General features: G+C 66.1%; 12 protein-coding genes and 1 tRNA gene. 6 read left to right on the top strand and 7 right to left on the bottom strand.

Annotation, left to right across the window (positions count from 1 at the left end):
• Positions 1-109: 109 nt before the first annotated feature.
• Positions 110-4123, bottom strand: a complete 4014-nt coding sequence (hrpA, locus tag AC1DP9_RS23275; protein WP_092289655.1) for an ATP-dependent RNA helicase HrpA — start codon at positions 4121-4123, stop codon at positions 110-112.
• Between the two features lie 23 nt (positions 4124-4146).
• Here hrpA and argA point away from each other — a divergent pair, with 23 nt between their 5' ends.
• A complete protein-coding gene (gene argA, locus AC1DP9_RS23270; protein WP_092289657.1) occupies positions 4147-5616 on the top strand; it encodes an amino-acid N-acetyltransferase in 1470 nt (489 codons plus the stop codon).
• 127 nt (positions 5617-5743) lie between these two features.
• Positions 5744-6016: an oxidative damage protection protein gene (locus tag AC1DP9_RS23265; protein WP_092289659.1), complete on the top strand. Its 273-nt coding sequence runs from the start codon at positions 5744-5746 to the stop codon at positions 6014-6016.
• A gap of 90 nt (positions 6017-6106) precedes the next feature.
• Here the strand turns inward: AC1DP9_RS23265 and rpiA are convergent, their stop codons facing one another.
• Positions 6107-6793 (bottom strand): ribose-5-phosphate isomerase RpiA, encoded by a 687-nt coding sequence (gene rpiA / locus AC1DP9_RS23260; RefSeq protein ID WP_477108614.1) that lies wholly within the window; start codon positions 6791-6793, stop codon positions 6107-6109.
• Between the two features lie 146 nt (positions 6794-6939).
• On the opposite strand from rpiA, the gene tal reads away from it, so the two are divergent.
• On the top strand, positions 6940-7896 hold the full coding sequence (gene tal, locus AC1DP9_RS23255) for a transaldolase (RefSeq protein WP_092290827.1): 957 nt from the start codon (positions 6940-6942) through the stop codon (positions 7894-7896).
• 4 nt (positions 7897-7900) lie between these two features.
• Here tal and AC1DP9_RS23250 read toward each other — a convergent pair whose 3' ends face one another.
• From AC1DP9_RS23250 to rnr, 3 genes are read right to left on the bottom strand one after another with little or no spacing between them, the layout of a single operon-like run.
• Positions 7901-8629 (bottom strand): SIR2 family NAD-dependent protein deacylase, encoded by a 729-nt coding sequence (locus AC1DP9_RS23250; protein ID WP_441593551.1) that lies wholly within the window; start codon positions 8627-8629, stop codon positions 7901-7903.
• A 16-nt stretch (positions 8630-8645) separates the two neighbouring features.
• Positions 8646-9389: a 23S rRNA (guanosine(2251)-2'-O)-methyltransferase RlmB gene (gene rlmB, locus AC1DP9_RS23245; protein ID WP_092289663.1), complete on the bottom strand. Its 744-nt coding sequence runs from the start codon at positions 9387-9389 to the stop codon at positions 8646-8648.
• Between the two features lie 42 nt (positions 9390-9431).
• A complete protein-coding gene (gene rnr / locus AC1DP9_RS23240) occupies positions 9432-12038 on the bottom strand; it encodes a ribonuclease R (RefSeq protein WP_092289665.1) in 2607 nt (868 codons plus the stop codon).
• Positions 12039-12107: 69 nt separating this feature from the next.
• Between rnr and AC1DP9_RS23235 the strand changes: the two genes are divergently transcribed.
• The 3 genes from AC1DP9_RS23235 to AC1DP9_RS23225 all read left to right on the top strand — a co-directional run bounded on the left by AC1DP9_RS23235 (position 12108) and on the right by AC1DP9_RS23225 (position 13612).
• Positions 12108-12194: transfer RNA gene (locus AC1DP9_RS23235), tRNA-Leu, on the top strand.
• Between the two features lie 306 nt (positions 12195-12500).
• Positions 12501-12938 carry an Rrf2 family transcriptional regulator gene (locus AC1DP9_RS23230; protein ID WP_092289667.1) on the top strand — a complete coding sequence of 146 codons (438 nt, stop codon included), beginning with the start codon at positions 12501-12503 and terminating at the stop codon, positions 12936-12938.
• 62 nt (positions 12939-13000) lie between these two features.
• Positions 13001-13612 carry an NAD(P)-dependent oxidoreductase gene (locus tag AC1DP9_RS23225; RefSeq protein WP_092289669.1) on the top strand — a complete coding sequence of 204 codons (612 nt, stop codon included), beginning with the start codon at positions 13001-13003 and terminating at the stop codon, positions 13610-13612.
• 59 nt (positions 13613-13671) lie between these two features.
• On the opposite strand, the gene AC1DP9_RS23220 is transcribed toward AC1DP9_RS23225, so the two are convergent.
• Entirely contained in the window at positions 13672-14241 is a 570-nt protein-coding gene (locus tag AC1DP9_RS23220) for a phosphoribosyltransferase (RefSeq protein ID WP_092289671.1), read from the bottom strand.
• A gap of 149 nt (positions 14242-14390) precedes the next feature.
• Positions 14391-15734, bottom strand: a complete 1344-nt coding sequence (locus tag AC1DP9_RS23215) for an adenylosuccinate synthase (protein WP_092289673.1) — start codon at positions 15732-15734, stop codon at positions 14391-14393.
• Positions 15735-15890 lie beyond the last annotated feature (156 nt).

Here is a 15890-nt window from a genome sequence, read left to right as displayed (position 1 = left end):
GAATCGGGCATTCTAACGTTTGAGCCGGGGGTTACGCTGACCGTTTGCGCGAATTTATCTTTCGCCGGGCATTCCGACACAAATCGTGGTTTTCCACACGAACTCCGCGTCAGCGCTGCATGGACTCCCACACCTTCTGCAACCGCTTGACCGACATCGGCACCGGCGTGCGCAGCTCCTGCGCGAACAGCGCGATGCGCAGCTCCTCAAGCATCCATCGGAATTCGTCCAATCGGGCATCTTCGGCCCCCCTGCCCTGCGTGCGGAGCTGTTTCTCGGCGCGCTGCCACTGTTGCACCAGCGGTGTCATCTCCTGGGTGCGCTGGCTGTCGCGGCCGGGGTCGCCCTTGAGCTTGTCCACGCGCATCGCCATCCCCTTGAGATAGCGCGGGAAGTGCACGAGCTGCGTGTATGGCGTATCGATCACGAACGACTTTGTCATCAGCCGCGCCAGTTGCGCCTCCATGTCCTGGTGGGCGGAACCGAACGGCTTGGCCTGGAGCAGCTTGCGCGGAAGTCCCGCGTACTCGGCCAGGATCGCGCCCACCAGCCGCGCCATCTCCTGCGCCAGCAGCGACAGCCGCGCGCGCCCCTCGTCCTTGCGGGCGTTGAACTCGGCCTCGTTGCGCGGCAGCGGCGGCTGCATGCAGGCGCGCTCCAGCGTGACCATCACGATCTGGTTGCGCAGTTCCTCCTGCGTGCCCAGGGTCATGTACTGCATCGCCATTTGCTGAAGATTCGGGATGTTCTTCTCGATGAACTTCACCGGCTCGCGGAGCTGGATCGCGAACAGTCGGCGCAGCCCCGTATGGTGGATGCGTGCCGCCTCCTGCGGGTCGTCAAAGACCTCCACCTCGCAATGGTCGCCATGATCCACAAGGGCCGGATAGCCGAACAGGGTCTGGTTGCCCTTGCGGATTTCCAGCAGTTCGGGCAGTTCGCCGAACGACCAGGACGTCAGGTTTTCGTACTGGCCGGCCTCGGCCGCGGGCACGTCGCGGGCGGCAATGTTCTGGAACGACTGCTGCGCCTGTCCGCCGAACTCGGCTCGCAATTGCGCCAGATTCCGCCCCATTTCGAGCTGTCGGCCATGTTCGTCGATGACCTTGAAGTTCATCGCATGGTGGGCCGGCAGGGTCTCCTGCTTGAAATCTGCGCGGCGCACCATCGTGCCGGTCTGCTCGCGGATGTCGGCAATCAGCACGTCGATCAACTCGCCCTCGCCGAACGGCTGGCGGTCGACAAACCCGCCCGCGTACTCGGGCAGCGGCACGCAGTGGCGGCGCAGCTTCTGCGGCAAGGACTTCAGCAGCAGGTGCACCTTCTCCTTGATCATGCCGGGCACCAGCCATTCGGTGCGCTCGGGCCGCACCTGGTTCAGCGCGTACAGCGGCACGGTCAGCGTCACGCCGTCGCGGTGGCTGCCGGGCTCGAAGTGGTACGACAACCCCATGTCCACGCCGGCAATCGGCAGCAGCTTCGGGAACAGGTCGGTCGTGATGCCGGCCGCTTCGTGCCGCATCAGTTCGTCGCGGTTCAGGTACAGCAGCTTGCGATCCTTCGCGCTCTCCGCCTGGTACCACGTCTCGAAGCTGGTCTGGTTATGGGTGTCCGCCGGGATCGCCCGGTCATAGAAGGCGTAGATCAGCTCGTCGTCCACCAGCACGTCCTGCCGGCGCGACTTGTGCTCCAGATTCTCAATTTCGCGCCGCAGCCGCTGGTTGTGGGCGTAAAACGGCAATTTCGTGTCGAATTCGCCCTCCACCAGCGCGCGGCGGATGAACAGCTCGCGCGCCTCGGCCGGGTTCATCGGCCCGTAGTGCACGCGCCGATGCTGGTAGATGGGCAGGCCGTAAAGCGTGCCGCGCTCCATCGCCAGCACCTGGCCGGCCTTCTTTTCCCAGTGCGGGTCGCTCCAGCTCACCTTCAGCAGATGGCTGCCCACCTGCTCGATCCATTCCGGCTCGATCCGCGCCAGCGTGCGTGCGAACAGCCGGCTCGTCTCGACCAGTTCAGCGGCGATGATCCAGCGGCCCACCTTGCGCGCGATCAGCGAGCCCGGCCACAGGTGGAACTTGATGCCGCGCGCGCCCAGGTACTCGCGCCCGCGCCCGTCGGCCTCGTCCAGCTTCAGGCCGACGTTCCCGAGCAGCCCGGTCAGCAGCGCCTTGTGGACTTGCTCGAACGTCGGTTCCGTCTCATTCAGGCGCCAGCCCTGCTCGGTCACCGTCGTCAGAAGTTGCGAGTGAACATCTCGCCACTCGCGCAGCCGCACGTGCGAGAGGAAGTTGGCGCGGCACTGGTCCTGCAGCTGCCGGTTGGTCTTCTTGTGGGCCACTGCCTCCTCGAACCACTTCCACAGCTTGACCCACCCCAGGAACTCGGACTTTTCGTCCATGAACTTGCGATGGGCCTGGTCGGCGGCTTCCTGCGCCTCCTGCGGACGGTCGCGCGGGTCCTGCACGGACAGCGCGCTGGCGATGATCAGCACCTCGCGCAGGCACTGCTGCTCGCGCGCGGCCAGGATCATGCGCGCCACGCGCGGGTCCAGCGGCAGCTTGGCCAGTTGACGGCCAGTGCCAGTAAGCTGGTTGGCCTCGTCCACGGCGCCCAGTTCCTGCAGGAGCTGGTAGCCATCGGCAACCGCCCGGCCCAGCGGCGGCTCGATGAACGGGAACGACTCGATGTCGGTCAGCCGCAGCGCCTTCATGCGCAGAATCACCGCCGCCAGCGACGAACGCAGGATTTCCGGGTCGGTGAAGCGCGTACGGGCGATGAAATCGGATTCCTCGTATAGACGGATGCAGACGCCATCGGCTACCCGGCCGCACCGGCCCGCGCGCTGGTTGGCGGCGGCCTGCGAAATCGCCTCGATCTGCAACTGCTCCACCTTGTTGCGGTACGAGTAGCGCTTGACGCGCGCAAGCCCCGTATCCACCACATAGCGGATGCCCGGCACGGTCAACGAGGTCTCGGCCACGTTGGTCGCCAGCACGATCCGCCGCGCGTTCGATGGCTTGAACACGCGCTCCTGCTCCTGCACCGAGAGCCGCGCGAACAGCGGCAGGATCTCGGTATGCGGAGGATGGTGCTTGCGCAGCGCCTCGGCGGCCTCGCGGATCTCGCGCTCGCCTGGCAGAAAGACGAGAACGTCGCCGGGGCCGAGCCGGCACAGTTCGTCCACGGCCTCGACAATGCCGTCGTACAGGTCGCGCTCGCGGGCCTGGGCGGATTTCGGCGCGGCGTCGGGCGGCGCATCGGACTGGATCGGCCGATATCGCACTTCCACGGGATACAGCCGCCCGCTGACCTCGATCACCGGCGCCGGCTTGCCGTTACGGGCGAAGTGCTCGGCGAACCGCTGGGCGTCGATCGTCGCGGACGTGATGATGACCTTCAGGTCCGGCCGCTTGGGCAGGATCTGGCGCAGGTAGCCGATCAGGAAGTCGATGTTGAGGCTACGCTCGTGCGCCTCATCGATGATGATCGTGTCGTAGGCACGCAGCAACGGGTCGTTCTGCGTCTCGGCCAGCAGGATGCCGTCCGTCATCAGCTTGACGGAGGCGCCGGCGGACATCGTGTCGTTGAACCGCACCTGATAGCCGACGTTCTGGCCCAGCGGCGTGCCCAGTTCCTGGGCGATGCGCTTGGCCGTGGACGTGGCGGCGATCCGCCTGGGCTGGGTGTGGCCGATCAGGCCGCCGCCTTCCTTGCCTTCCCGCGCTGGGCCACGGCCGATCGACAGCGCGATCTTGGGCAGTTGGGTGGTCTTGCCGGAGCCGGTCTCGCCGGACACGATCACCACCTGGTTGGCCTGCAGCGCGGCGGCGATCTCGTCCCGGCGCGCGGAAACCGGCAGCGCTTCGGGAAAGGTGATCTCGGGCAGCGGATTAGCCATGCGGACCGGGCGCACGGGGCGCGGCTGGCGCGGCTCGCGCGGCTCTCGAGGGGTCTGGGCGTCGCGCGGCGGGCGCGGCGCGCGCTCCGGCCGCGGCTCGCGCCGCTGTTCGGAAGACTCCTGGGGCCGCTGCTCGGGAGGCTGGCCCGCCGGGCGCGCCTCACGTGATGGACGGGGCGGGCGTGGCGGCCGGGAAACAGGTTTGACGGGGCGTTGTGCTGACATTGGCCGGGATTATAATCCGCGGCATGAACGCCAGAACCTCCAATGCGCAGGCGCCTGCTCCGGCCCCTGTCGCCCCCGACGAAGACGCCCCCGCTGCCCTGAGCGCAGCCCCCCTCCCCGTCGCCGAACCCGCCACGCCGATCCCGTCCGCCACGGCCGCCGCCGAGTTGGCCGAGGCAAGCGGGCCGGACCACCAGCAGTTCGTGGATTGGCTGCGCGCCGTCGCGCCTTATATCCACGCCTTCCGCGGCAAGACCTTCGTGATCGCCTTCAGCGGCGAGCTGGTCAAGGCCGGCGTGCTCAACGCGCTCGTCAACGACGTGGCCCTGCTGCACGCCATGGGCATGCAGATCGTGCTGGTCTTCGGCTCCCGCCCGCAGGTGGAGGAGCAGTTGGCATTGCGCCATGTGGAATCCCAGTACGCGGACGGCGTGCGCATTACCGACAACGCCGCGCTCGAATGCGCCAAGGAGGCGGCCGGCGAGCTGCGCCTGGACATCGAGGCCGCCTTCAGCCAGGGCTTGCCGAACACGCCGATGGCTGGCGCGCAGCTGTCGGTGGTCTCCGGCAACTTCATCACCGCGCGGCCGGTGGGCATCGTCAACGGGGTCGATTACCAGCACACCGGGCTGGTGCGCAAGATCGACAACGACTCGATGCACATGTCGCTCTCGCACGGCAAGGTGGTGCTGCTGTCGCCGCTGGGCTTCTCGCCCACCGGGCAGGCGTTCAACCTGTCGATGGAAGACGTGGCCAGCGCCACCGCCAGCGCGCTGAAGGCCGACAAGCTGATCTACATCACCGAAGTGCCCGGCGTGCCGGACCCGGTGGGCAAGCTGATGAAGGAAATGTCGCTGCGCACGGCCGTGGAGCGGTTGCAGAACAACCACCTGCCGCCGGACGTGGCCTATTACCTGGAACACCTGGTCAAGGCGCTCAAGGGCGGCGTGCCCCGCGCGCACTTGATCCCCTATTCGCTCGACGGCTCGGTGCTGCTGGAGCTCTTCCTGCACGATGGCGTAGGCACCATGGTGTCCGACACCGACCTGGAAAGCCTGCGGGAAGCCACGCTCGATGACGTGGGCGGCATCCTGCAACTGATTGCACCGCTCGAGGCCGATGGCACGCTCGTGCCACGTGGACGTCACCTGATCGAGCGGGATATCGGCAATTTCTCGGTGATCGAGCACGATGGCGTGCTGTTCGGCTGCGCCGCGCTCTACGAATTCCCGCGCGAGAACATGGGCGAGATGGCCTGCCTGACGGTCTCGTCCGAGGCCCAGGGCACTGGCGACGGCGAGCGGCTGCTCAAGCGCATCGAGCGCCGCGCCCGCGCGCTGGGGCTGGACCGGCTGTTCGTGCTCACCACGCGCACCGAGCACTGGTTCCTGAAGCGCGGCTTCGTCCACGCCACCGTGGACGACCTGCCGGAAGACAAGCGCAAGCTCTATAACTGGCAGCGCAAATCGATGGTGCTCATGAAGAAACTGTAACGCCGGCAGGGCCAAGCCCTGCCTTGGCCGGGCTTGGCTACAATAGCGGCCACGCAGCCGCCCAGAACCGGCATCACGAATCGGCGTCCCCTCGCACCACAAAAGCGCCACGAACAAGGAGTTTCACATGGCCCGCACGGTCCATTGCATCAAGCTGAACAAGGAAGCCGAAGGCCTCGACTTCCCGCCGCTGCCGGGCGAACTCGGCAAGAAGATCTGGCAAAGCGTGTCGAAGGAAGCCTGGGCCGGCTGGCTCAAGCATCAGACCATGCTGATCAATGAGAATCGTCTGAACATGGCCGACACCCGCGCGCGCCAGTACCTGCTCAAGCAAACCGAGAAGTACTTCTTCGGCGAAGGCGCCGATGCCGCCGCCGGCTACGTGCCGCCGGCGAACTGATTCGCCAGTCTGTAAAAACGAAAAGGGGTGCTTTATCAAGCACCCCTTTTTCATGGGCGGCCGGTTAGGCCGCCCGGGCCACGCTTCCGGTCAATAATCGATGCGCTGCACGCCCTGCTCCGTGCCCAGCAGCAACACGTCCGCGCCACGCAGCGCGAACAGTCCCACCGTCACCACACCCGGGATCTGATTGATCTGCTGTTCGATGTCCTTCGGCTGGGTGATGCGCAGCGCCGAGACGTCGAGGATCACGTTGCCGTTGTCGGTCTTGTAGATGCCGCCTTCCTTGGTCATGCGCAGGCGCGGCTGGCCACCAAGCGCGGCCAGCTTGCGCGCCACGGCTGCACGTGCCATTGGGATCACCTCCACCGGCAGCGGGAACGCGCCGAGCGTGTCCACGAGCTTGCTGCCATCGGCGATGCAGACGAAGCGGCCGGCCACGGCGGCCACGATCTTCTCGCGCGTCAGCGCGCCGCCGCCGCCCTTGATCATCGCGCCCGAGGCGTCGATCTCGTCGGCGCCGTCCACGTAGACGGGAATCTCGTCCACTTCGTTCAGGTCCAGCACCTGGATGCCATGCTGCTGCAGGCGTCGCGTGGAAGCCTCCGAGCTGGACACCGCGCCCGAGAAGCGCTCCTTGAACGCCGCGATGGCGTCGATGAAGAGGTTGGCGGTGGAGCCGGTGCCGACGCCGAGTACGGCGCCCTGGGGCACTTCCTGCTTCACGTAGTCGGCGGCGGCTTGCGCCACCAGCGCCTTGAGTTCATCCTGCGTCATGTGAAAACAGCCTGATTGCTTGGGGGGAAACGCGTAGTGTAGCGGATCGGCGTGTGACGGCGTTGTTTCCAACCGTGCCAGCGCCGTTACAATGAATGCTGACTTCCCAAGCGGGCGGCAACTGACGGAACCGGATGGAACAGATCATGACCGAGCTAGAGCAACTGAGACAATTCACCACGGTAGTGGCCGATACCGGCGACTTCCAGTTGATGAAGCAGTACACGCCGCAGGACGCGACCACCAATCCGTCCCTGATTCTCAAGGCGGTGCAGAAGGCCGAATATCGGCCCCTGCTCGAGCAGGCCGTGCGCGACCATCATGGCAACGCGGGCCTGGACGCCGTGATGGACCAGCTCCTGATCGCCTTTGGCTGCGAGATCCTGGCCATCGTACCGGGCCGCGTGTCCACCGAGGTCGATGCACGGCTCTCGTTCGACACCCAGGCCACCGTGGACAAGGCGCGTCACCTGATCGGGCTGTACGAGCAGCGCGGCGTGGCGCGGGAGCGCGTCCTGATCAAGATCGCCTCCACCTGGGAAGGTATCAAGGCAGCCGAGATCCTCCAGCGCGAGAACATCCGTTGCAATATGACGCTGCTGTTCTCGCTGGTGCAGGCCGTGGCCTGTGCCGAGGCCGGCGCGCAGCTGATCTCCCCGTTCGTCGGCCGTATCCTCGACTGGTACAAGAAGCAGGCAGGTGACAAGTGGGACGCCGACGCCAATGCCGGCGACAACGACCCGGGCGTGCGCTCGGTGCGGCAGATCTACGACTACTACAAGAGTTTCGGCCATGCGACCGAGGTGATGGGCGCGAGCTTCCGCGGCACCGGCCAGATCCTGGCCCTGGCTGGCTGCGACCTGCTGACGATCAGCCCGGAGCTGCTCGAGCAGTTGGCGGCTGGGCGCGGCACGGTCGAGCGCAAGCTGTCGGTAGAACATGCGCAGGCAGCGAATGTGGCGCGCGTAGTGGCCGACGAGCCGGCGTTCCGCTGGCAACTGAACGAGGACGCGATGGCCACCGAGAAGCTGGCCGAAGGCATCCGCCTGTTCGCTGCCGACGCGGTGAAGCTGGAAAAGCTGGTGGGAGAGCTGGCCGCCTAGGCCCTTACCACAGCGCCGGCAGGCACTGCCCTGCTGGCGCCGCCAGCACGAGGTCCGCGGTGGCGTCCAGCGCCGACGGCTGCGGATTGACCACGATCACGAACGCCCCGTTCTCCCTGGCCATGCCCGGCAGCGCCGCCGCCGGATACACCAGCCCCGACGTGCCAACCACCAGGCACAGATCGCAGGTCTCCGCCGCGTGCTCGGCGCGATAGCGCGCCACGCGCGGCAGATCCTCCCCAAACCAGACCACCCCGGGCCGCATCATCGCGCCGCACAGCGCGCAATGCGGCGGCTCGCCCGGTACCGGCGGCACCGTGTCGCAGTGTCCGCAGCCATCCAGCCATTTGTTGGCGAACAGGTTGCCGTGCAACTCGATCACATGCTGGCTGCCGGCCTGCTGGTGCAATCCGTCGATATTCTGCGTGACCAGCGTGACCGGTTTCTGGTCCGCCAGCTGCGCCAGCGCGAAGTGCGCGGGGTTGGGCTGGGTGGCCGAAACCATCGCGCGGCGGTGCTCGTACCACTGCCAGACCAGCGCCGGCTGGCGCCGGAACGCGGCCTCTGTAGCGAGATCTTCGGGGTCGAAGCGGGCCCAGAGGCCCGTCAGCGCGTCACGGAACGTCGGCACGCCCGATTCCGCCGAGACCCCCGCGCCAGTCAGCACGAAGATCTGGCGCGCCGCCGCGATTCGGTCACGCGCCTGGGCGAGCAATGCCGCGTCCAGAATCATCGCCAATATGCCGATGTCAGCGCGGCAGTCGGCGCTGGCGCACCGCCTCGTACAGGCAGACGCCGCTCGCCACCGACACGTTCAGGCTTTCCACGCCGCCCGCCATCGGAATGCCGACCAGCTCGTCGCAGGTCTCGCGCGTCAACCGGCGCATGCCCTCGCCTTCGGCGCCCATGACGATCGCCATCGGGCCCTTGAGGTCCAAGTCGTACAGCGTCTTCTCGGCGCCGTCGACCGTGCCGACCACCCAGATGCCGCGCTCCTGCAGCTCGCGCAGCGTGCGCGCGAGGTTGGTCACGGTGATGTAAGGCACGGTTTCGGCCGCGCCGCTGGCCACCTTGGCCACCGTGGTGTTCAGCCCGACGCTGCGATCCTTCGGGGCGATCACGGCATGCGCGCCGGCGCCATCGGCCACGCGCAGGCAGGCGCCGAGGTTGTGCGGATCGGTCACGCCATCGAGCACCAGCAGCAGCGGCGTGCCTTCGATGCTATCGAGCAGTTCGTCCAGATTGAGCGCCAGCGAGATGTCGTCGGCACGCGCCACCACGCCCTGGTGGCGATCGGTGCCGGCCATGCCGCGCAGGCGGTCGGCATCCACCGGATGCAGGCGCACGTTCAGGCTTTCCGCGAGGCGGATGAAGTCCTGCATGCGGCGGTCGCGCCGGTTGGATTCGATATAGATGTCGGACACGCTCTTCGCGTCTTGGCGAAGGCGTGCGTTCACGGCGTGAAAGCCGATCAGGAGTTTGTGTTTGGCCATGGCGGGATTGTACCCGCCATGGCCACCCCGGCGCCGCGTGTTTTAACGCTTGCGTGCCGGGCGCGCGGTCTTGGCCGCCGCCTTGGCGGTGCGCTTGGCCGTGGGCTTGCGCGGCTGCTCGAGGTGCGCGGGTTTGGGCTTGGCCGCGCGCTTGGCCGGCTTGCCGCCGGACTTGCCATGCGGCGCATGACCCACATGCGGCTTCATCGGCGTGATCACGGCCTCGAACACCGGCTGCTCCTCGATCACGCGGTCCAGCGTCTCGTCGAACGATTCCTCAGGCTTCGACGTGCCGCCAAGCAGCGCCGCCAGCTGACGGCCCTTCTTGCGCGCGGGCACCGCATGGGCGGCCGGCACGCGCGGTTGCACTTCGGGTCCCGTCGTGCGGGCGCGCAGCGTCTTGGCCGACGGCTCCTGCACCAGGCGGAAGTCGATCTTGCGAGCGTCCAGGTCGACGCGCGACACCTGCACGCGCACGCGGTCGGTCAGCCGATAGCGGATGCCCGTGCGCTCGCCGCGCAGTTCGTTGCGTGCCTCGTCGAACTGGAAGTAGTCGCTGCCCAGTTCGGTCACGTGCACCAGCCCTTCGACATAGAGTTCGTCGAGCTGCACGAAGATGCCGAACGAGGTGACCGCGCTGACCGTGCCGGCGAAGTCGCTGCCGAGCTTGTCGCGCATGAAGTAGCACTTCAGCCAGGCCTCCACATCGCGCGAGGCCTCGTCAGCCCGGCGCTCGTTTGCCGAGCAGTGCAGGCCCAACTCATCCCAGATGGCTTCGTTGCGCTTGGCCCGGGCGGCCGAGTTCTGCGCCTTCTTCTCGGCATCGGCCGCGTTCAAGCGGCGCGCCTTGGGCGAGACCGCTGTGTTCAGCTCGGTGCCGTGCGCGAACGCCGGTTGGTACTTGGTGTGCGCCAGCACGGCCTTGATCGCGCGGTGCACGAGCAGGTCGGGATAGCGACGGATCGGACTCGTGAAGTGGGCGTAAGCCTCATACGCGAGGCCGAAGTGGCCGATATTGTCGGGGCTGTAGACCGCCTGCTGCATCGAGCGCAGCAGCATGGTCTGGAGCATCGGCGCGTCGGGGCGGGACTTGATCTTGTCCATGACCTCGGCGTAGTCCGATGCCTGCGGCTTGTCGCCACCGCCCAGAGACAGGCCGGACGTGCGCAGGAACTCTCGCAGATTCTTGAGTTTTTCCTCGCTCGGGCCCGCGTGGATGCGGTACAGCGCCGGATGCTTGAAGCGCTCGAGGAAGTCGGCCGCGCAGACGTTGGCCGTCAGCATGCACTCCTCGATCAGCCGGTGCGCGTCGTTGCGGGTGCGCGGCAGGATCTGCTCGATCTTGCCCTGTGCGTTGCAGACGATGTAGGTCTCGGTGGTGTCGAAGTCGATCGCCCCGCGCTCGCGGCGCGCCTTGAGCAGGACCTGGAACAGCTCGTACAGGTTCTGCATGTGCGGCACGAGGTCACCGCGCTTGTGCGCCTCGGGACCCTTGGTGTTCGACAGCACGGCCCAGACCTCGTTGTAGGTCAGGCGCGCCTTGGAGTGCATCACCGCCGGGTAGAACTGGTAGCCCTTGAGTTCGCCCTTGGCCGTGATCACCGCGTCGCAGACCATGCACAGGCGGTCCACGTGCGGGTTCAGCGAGCAGAGGCCGTTGGACAGCTTCTCGGGCAGCATCGGAATCACGCGGCGCGGGAAGTAGACCGACGTGGCGCGGTCCAGCGCATCGGCGTCCAGCGGCGTGCCTGGGCGCACGTAGTGCGACACGTCGGCAATCGCCACGATCAGGCGCCAGCCCTTGGCGCGGCCGATCTTGACCGGCTCGCAATAGACGGCATCGTCGAAGTCGCGCGCGTCTTCGCCATCGATGGTGACCAGCGGGATGTCGCGCAGGTCGATGCGATGGTCGAGGTCGGCTTCGCGCACCTCGTCCGGCAGCCCCTGCGCTTCCTTGGCGGCGGCCGGCGAGAACGCATGCGGCACACCGTACTTGCGCACGGCGATCTCGATTTCCATGCCGGGATCGTCGATATCGCCAAGAATTTCCACCACGCGGCCCACGGGCTGCACGTAGCGGTCCGGATACTCGATCAGCTCCACGCTGACCACCTGTCCCACGCGGGCCTTGCCCTGCTGCTTGGGCGGAATCAGAATGTCCTGGCCGATGCGCTTGTCCTCGGGCGCTACCACGAGCACCCCGTTCTCGGACAGCAGGCGACCAATCACATAGCGGTTGGCGCGCTCGACGATCTCGACGATCTGCCCTTCCGGGCGGCCACGGCGGTCGTAGCCCACCACGCGCACTTGCGCGCGGTCGTTGTGCATCGCCTTCTGGAGTTCGCGCTCGGGCAGGAAGACATCGTCCTCACCGTCATCGCGAATCAGGAAACCGAAACCGTCGCGGTGCCCCTGCACACGGCCGACGATGAAATTCGGTTGGTGGGCCAGCTCATAGCGGCCCTTGCGGTTCAGTTCGATCTGGCCGTCGCGCTCCATCGCGGCGAGGCGCTTCTGGAAGCCGTCGTGCTCCTTGCGCGTGACGGCCAGGGCCTTGGCGATATCGCCTGCCGATTGCGGCGACCCCGAAGTTCTCAGCACGCCGAGGATTTCTTCCCGGCTAGGGATCGGATAGTTGTTCTGATTCAATTTTTCTGGAAACTATTTGACAAACGTTTTACGGTCGCTATAATGGCGGCTTCGGTTGTTTCGACACCTGCCCAGGTGGCGGAATTGGTAGACGCACTAGGTTCAGGTCCTAGCGGTGGCAACACTGTGGAGGTTCGAGTCCTCTCCTGGGCACCAGGTTTCAGCGAGAAGCCCGCAACGCAAGTTGCGGGCTTTTTGTTTTGCGGCATCGCTATGATTTTCGCGTTGCCGACGCTGATCCGAGAAACCTGCAAATCCGCACTCCCCTCTACGCCATTCTGGCTTGTGAATTCATTGGCGGCACGGCGCCGTCGATGAGTGTATCAGTTTCAGTGCCGATTCCGGCATTATCCGGCACGATTCGGCCACCCTTCGCGAAAAACAAACGGCAACAATGGCCATTTACCGCGTTGACAGTTCGACCATCTGTAACTAAGATGGTTTCACATTGAGATTTCGTTCATGAGCACCAGCAGCCGGTTTGCCGTCGCCGTTCACACCCTGACCCTGCTCGCGCAGAGCGACGGCCCCGTGCCGTCGTCGATGATCGCCGGCAGCGTGGGGACGAACCCGGCGCTGATCCGGCGCATCATCGGCGCCCTGACCGACGCCGGATTCGTGGCCACAACGATGGGCAGCACCGGCGGCGCCACGCTTGCGCGGCCCGCATCGGCCATCACGCTGCTCGAAGTGTTTCGTGCCGTGGAGACACCGTCGATGATCACGCTGCACCAGAGCGCGCCCAACCCGGCCTGCATGGTCGGCCGCGAGATCACCGGGGCGCTGCGTCAGGTGGCAGACCGGGCGCAAGCCGCCATGGACGCCACGCTCGCGGACATCACCATTGCCGGCATGCTCGCGGATGTCGAACACGCCGCCGCGCAGCGCCGCAAGCGCTGATTTTTTTACTTCGATATGTAACCATCTTGGTTTCATATCGCCACTGTGAAGGAGCAATACCCATGAAAATCGCCATCATCGGCGCCACCGGCAACGTGGGCACCCGCCTCACCGATGAAGCCCTGCGCCGCGGCCACACCGTGACCGCCCTCGCCCGCCAGGCCAGCAGCCTGCCGGCACGCACCGGCGTGACGCCGCGCAACGTGGATGTGGCCGACGGCGCAGCTCTCGCCGCCGCCCTGCGGGGCCACGACGCCGTGATCAGCACCGTGCGATTCCTGCAGGCCAAAGCGCCGCAGATCGTCGATGCGGTCAAGGCCGCCGGGGTCGAGCGCTTGCTGGTGGTGGGTGGCGCAGGCAGCCTGTTCGTGGCGCCCGGCGTGCAACTGGTCGACACGCCGACGTTCCCAGCCCAGTACAAGGACGAGGCCGCCGCAGGCCGTGATTTCCTGAATGCGCTGCGCGGCGAAACCGCGCTGGCGTGGACGTTCCTGTCCCCGTCCGCCCTGTTCCTGCCGGGCGAACGCACGGGCAAGTTCCGGCTCGGTGGGGAGGAACTGCTGGCCGATGCGGCCGGCAAGAGCACGATCTCGATGGAAGACTACGCGATCGCCATGCTCGACGAGATCGAAGCGCCGGCGCATGTGCGCCAGCGGTTCACGGTCGGCTACTAGTCCGGCTACTGAGTCCGGATCGCGGATAGCGCAGCCGACATGGCGATGGCTCGGCCGGCTCAGGCCGCCGAGTCGTCGTCCAGCAGCGAGGCGCGCTTGCCGCGCTTGAGCCAGGCCGCCAGGTTGTGCGGACGCAGCGTGTCGTATTCCTCGAACGGCTGGTGGATCCAGGGGTTCGACGGCAGGAACGTCACATGGTAATCCGGCTCCACCTTCGAGCACGCCTTGTACCAGAGCACGGCCGAGCGCACGTCGGTCACGGCCGGATAGCGCTCCTTCAGGTGGCGGCCCACACGTTCCAGCGTCACGCCGGAATCTACGAGGTCGTCCACGAGCAGGATCTTGCCGGACAGCTCGCCGCGCGTCATCGTGATGTACTGGGCGATGTCGAGATCGCCCTGCTGCGTGCCCGCCGCCTCGCGGTAAGAGCTGGTGGCCAGGATGGCCAGCGGCACGTCGAAAATCCGCGACATCTGGTCACCCACGCGCAGGCCGCCGCGTGCCAGGCACAGGATCTTGTCGAACTTCCAGCCCGACTCGTGCACGTTCAGCGCCAGCCGCGCGACCAGGCGGTGGTAATCATCCCAAGAGACCCACAGGTTCTCTTCGTCATTGGTAGGCAGGTTCATGATCTGTTTCTTCTCTCAGGTCAGGTCTCTGGTCGATGACCGATAGACAAAGCCGATAAAGCTTCGGCCCGCATTCCGCGGGCCGATTGGCTTGGTGAGGCCGCGGCACTCGTGGCGCCGCGATCATGCTCACGGGTAATACCGATACGTCAGGCCACCTGGTACGGGTGGCGCAGCAGGATCGTTTCGTCGCGGTCCGGACCGGTCGAGATCATGTCGATCGGAATGCCGACGACTTCCTCGATCCGCTTCAGGTACACGCGGGCCGCCTCGGGCAGCGCGTCCCATTGCTTCACGCCGAACGTCGACTCGTTCCAGCCCGGGAATTCCTCGTACACCGGCACGCAGGCGGCCACGGCGTCCGAGCCGCGCGGCAGGATGTCGACGGTCTTGCCGTCGAGCTCGTAGCCCACGCACAGCTTGATCGTTTCCAGGCCGTCCAGCACGTCGAGCTTGGTCATGCACAGGCCCGAAACGCCGTTGATCTGCACCGAACGCTTCAGCGCGGCGGCGTCGAGCCAGCCGGTGCGACGCGGACGGCCGGTCACCGAGCCGAATTCCTTGCCGACGTTGGCCAGGCGCACGCCCACGGCGTCCTGGCGCGCGGGGTTGTCGTTGTCATACAGCTCGCTCGGGAATGGGCCCGCACCGACGCGCGTGCAGTAGGCCTTGGTGATGCCGAGGATGTAGTTCAGACGGCCCGGGCCGACGCCCGCGCCCGCTGCAGCCGCACCAGCCACGCAGTTGCTCGACGTGACGAACGGATACGTGCCATGGTCCACGTCCAGCAGCGTGCCTTGCGCGCCTTCGAACATCAGGTTGCCGCCGCTCTCGTTCACGGCGTACAGCTCGGCCGACACGTCCGCCACCATCGGCTTCAGGCGCGGCGCGTACGACAGCATCTCGTCGAGAATCTGCTGGTAGTCCACGGCTTCGGCGCCCAGGTACTGGGTCAGCATGAAGTTGTGGAATTCCACGTTCTCGCGCAGGCGCTCGGCGAAGTGCTTCGGATCAAACAGGTCCTGCACGCGCAGCGCGCGGCGGGCAACCTTGTCTTCGTAGGCCGGGCCGATGCCACGACCGGTGGTGCCGATCTTGGCGGCACCACGGCGCGCTTCGCGGGCCTTGTCGATGGCTACGTGGTACGGCAGGATCAGCGTGGTGGCTTCGGAGATGCGCAGGCGGTTCTGCACCTGGAGGCCGGCGGCCTCGAGTTCCTCGATCTCACGGAAGAGTGCCTCGGGCGACAGCACAACGCCGTTGCCGATGTAGCAGACGGTGCTCTCGCGCATGATTCCCGACGGGATCAGTCGCAGGATGGTCTTCTTGCCGCCGATGATGAGCGTGTGGCCAGCGTTGTGGCCGCCCTGGAACCGCACCACGCCTTTTGCATGATCGGTAAGCCAATCGACGATTTTCCCTTTGCCTTCGTCACCCCACTGGGTTCCGATCACGACGACATTGCGTCCCTGGCCTACTGCGGATGCGGACATGTTGAATTGGTCAGAAGGTTAAAAACGTATTCTACTCTCGTTGCCGGACGGTTCCCGATTTTCGGGCGCACGTATGACACCGCGACAGCGATTTTGCGCCGAAAAAAGGCGCAAAAAGTCACATGGAGAGCGGAGGAAAATGCCGGAACGCGTCGT

It is taken from the genome of Cupriavidus sp. 01L43 (assembly GCF_056399925.1).
The sequence above is the reverse complement of the archived record's forward strand: the minus strand, read 5'-3'. Positions and strand labels throughout refer to the sequence as shown.

Excerpts from the sequence above, each read along its gene's own strand:
- AC1DP9_RS23250 (WP_441593551.1), bottom strand. The coding sequence starts at position 8,629 with ATGATTCTGGACGCGGCATTGCTCGCCCAGGCGCGTGACCGAATCGCG.
- AC1DP9_RS23230 (WP_092289667.1), top strand. The coding sequence starts at position 12,501 with ATGAGCACCAGCAGCCGGTTTGCCGTCGCCGTTCACACCCTGACCCTG.
- rpiA (WP_477108614.1), bottom strand. The coding sequence starts at position 6,793 with ATGACGCAGGATGAACTCAAGGCGCTGGTGGCGCAAGCCGCCGCCGAC.
- rlmB (WP_092289663.1), bottom strand. The coding sequence starts at position 9,389 with ATGGCCAAACACAAACTCCTGATCGGCTTTCACGCCGTGAACGCACGC.
- AC1DP9_RS23220 (WP_092289671.1), bottom strand. The coding sequence starts at position 14,241 with ATGAACCTGCCTACCAATGACGAAGAGAACCTGTGGGTCTCTTGGGAT.
- AC1DP9_RS23225 (WP_092289669.1), top strand. The coding sequence starts at position 13,001 with ATGAAAATCGCCATCATCGGCGCCACCGGCAACGTGGGCACCCGCCTC.
- AC1DP9_RS23265 (WP_092289659.1), top strand. The coding sequence starts at position 5,744 with ATGGCCCGCACGGTCCATTGCATCAAGCTGAACAAGGAAGCCGAAGGC.
- hrpA (WP_092289655.1), bottom strand. The coding sequence starts at position 4,123 with ATGTCAGCACAACGCCCCGTCAAACCTGTTTCCCGGCCGCCACGCCCG.
- AC1DP9_RS23215 (WP_092289673.1), bottom strand. The coding sequence starts at position 15,734 with ATGTCCGCATCCGCAGTAGGCCAGGGACGCAATGTCGTCGTGATCGGA.
- tal (WP_092290827.1), top strand. The coding sequence starts at position 6,940 with ATGACCGAGCTAGAGCAACTGAGACAATTCACCACGGTAGTGGCCGAT.
- argA (WP_092289657.1), top strand. The coding sequence starts at position 4,147 with ATGAACGCCAGAACCTCCAATGCGCAGGCGCCTGCTCCGGCCCCTGTC.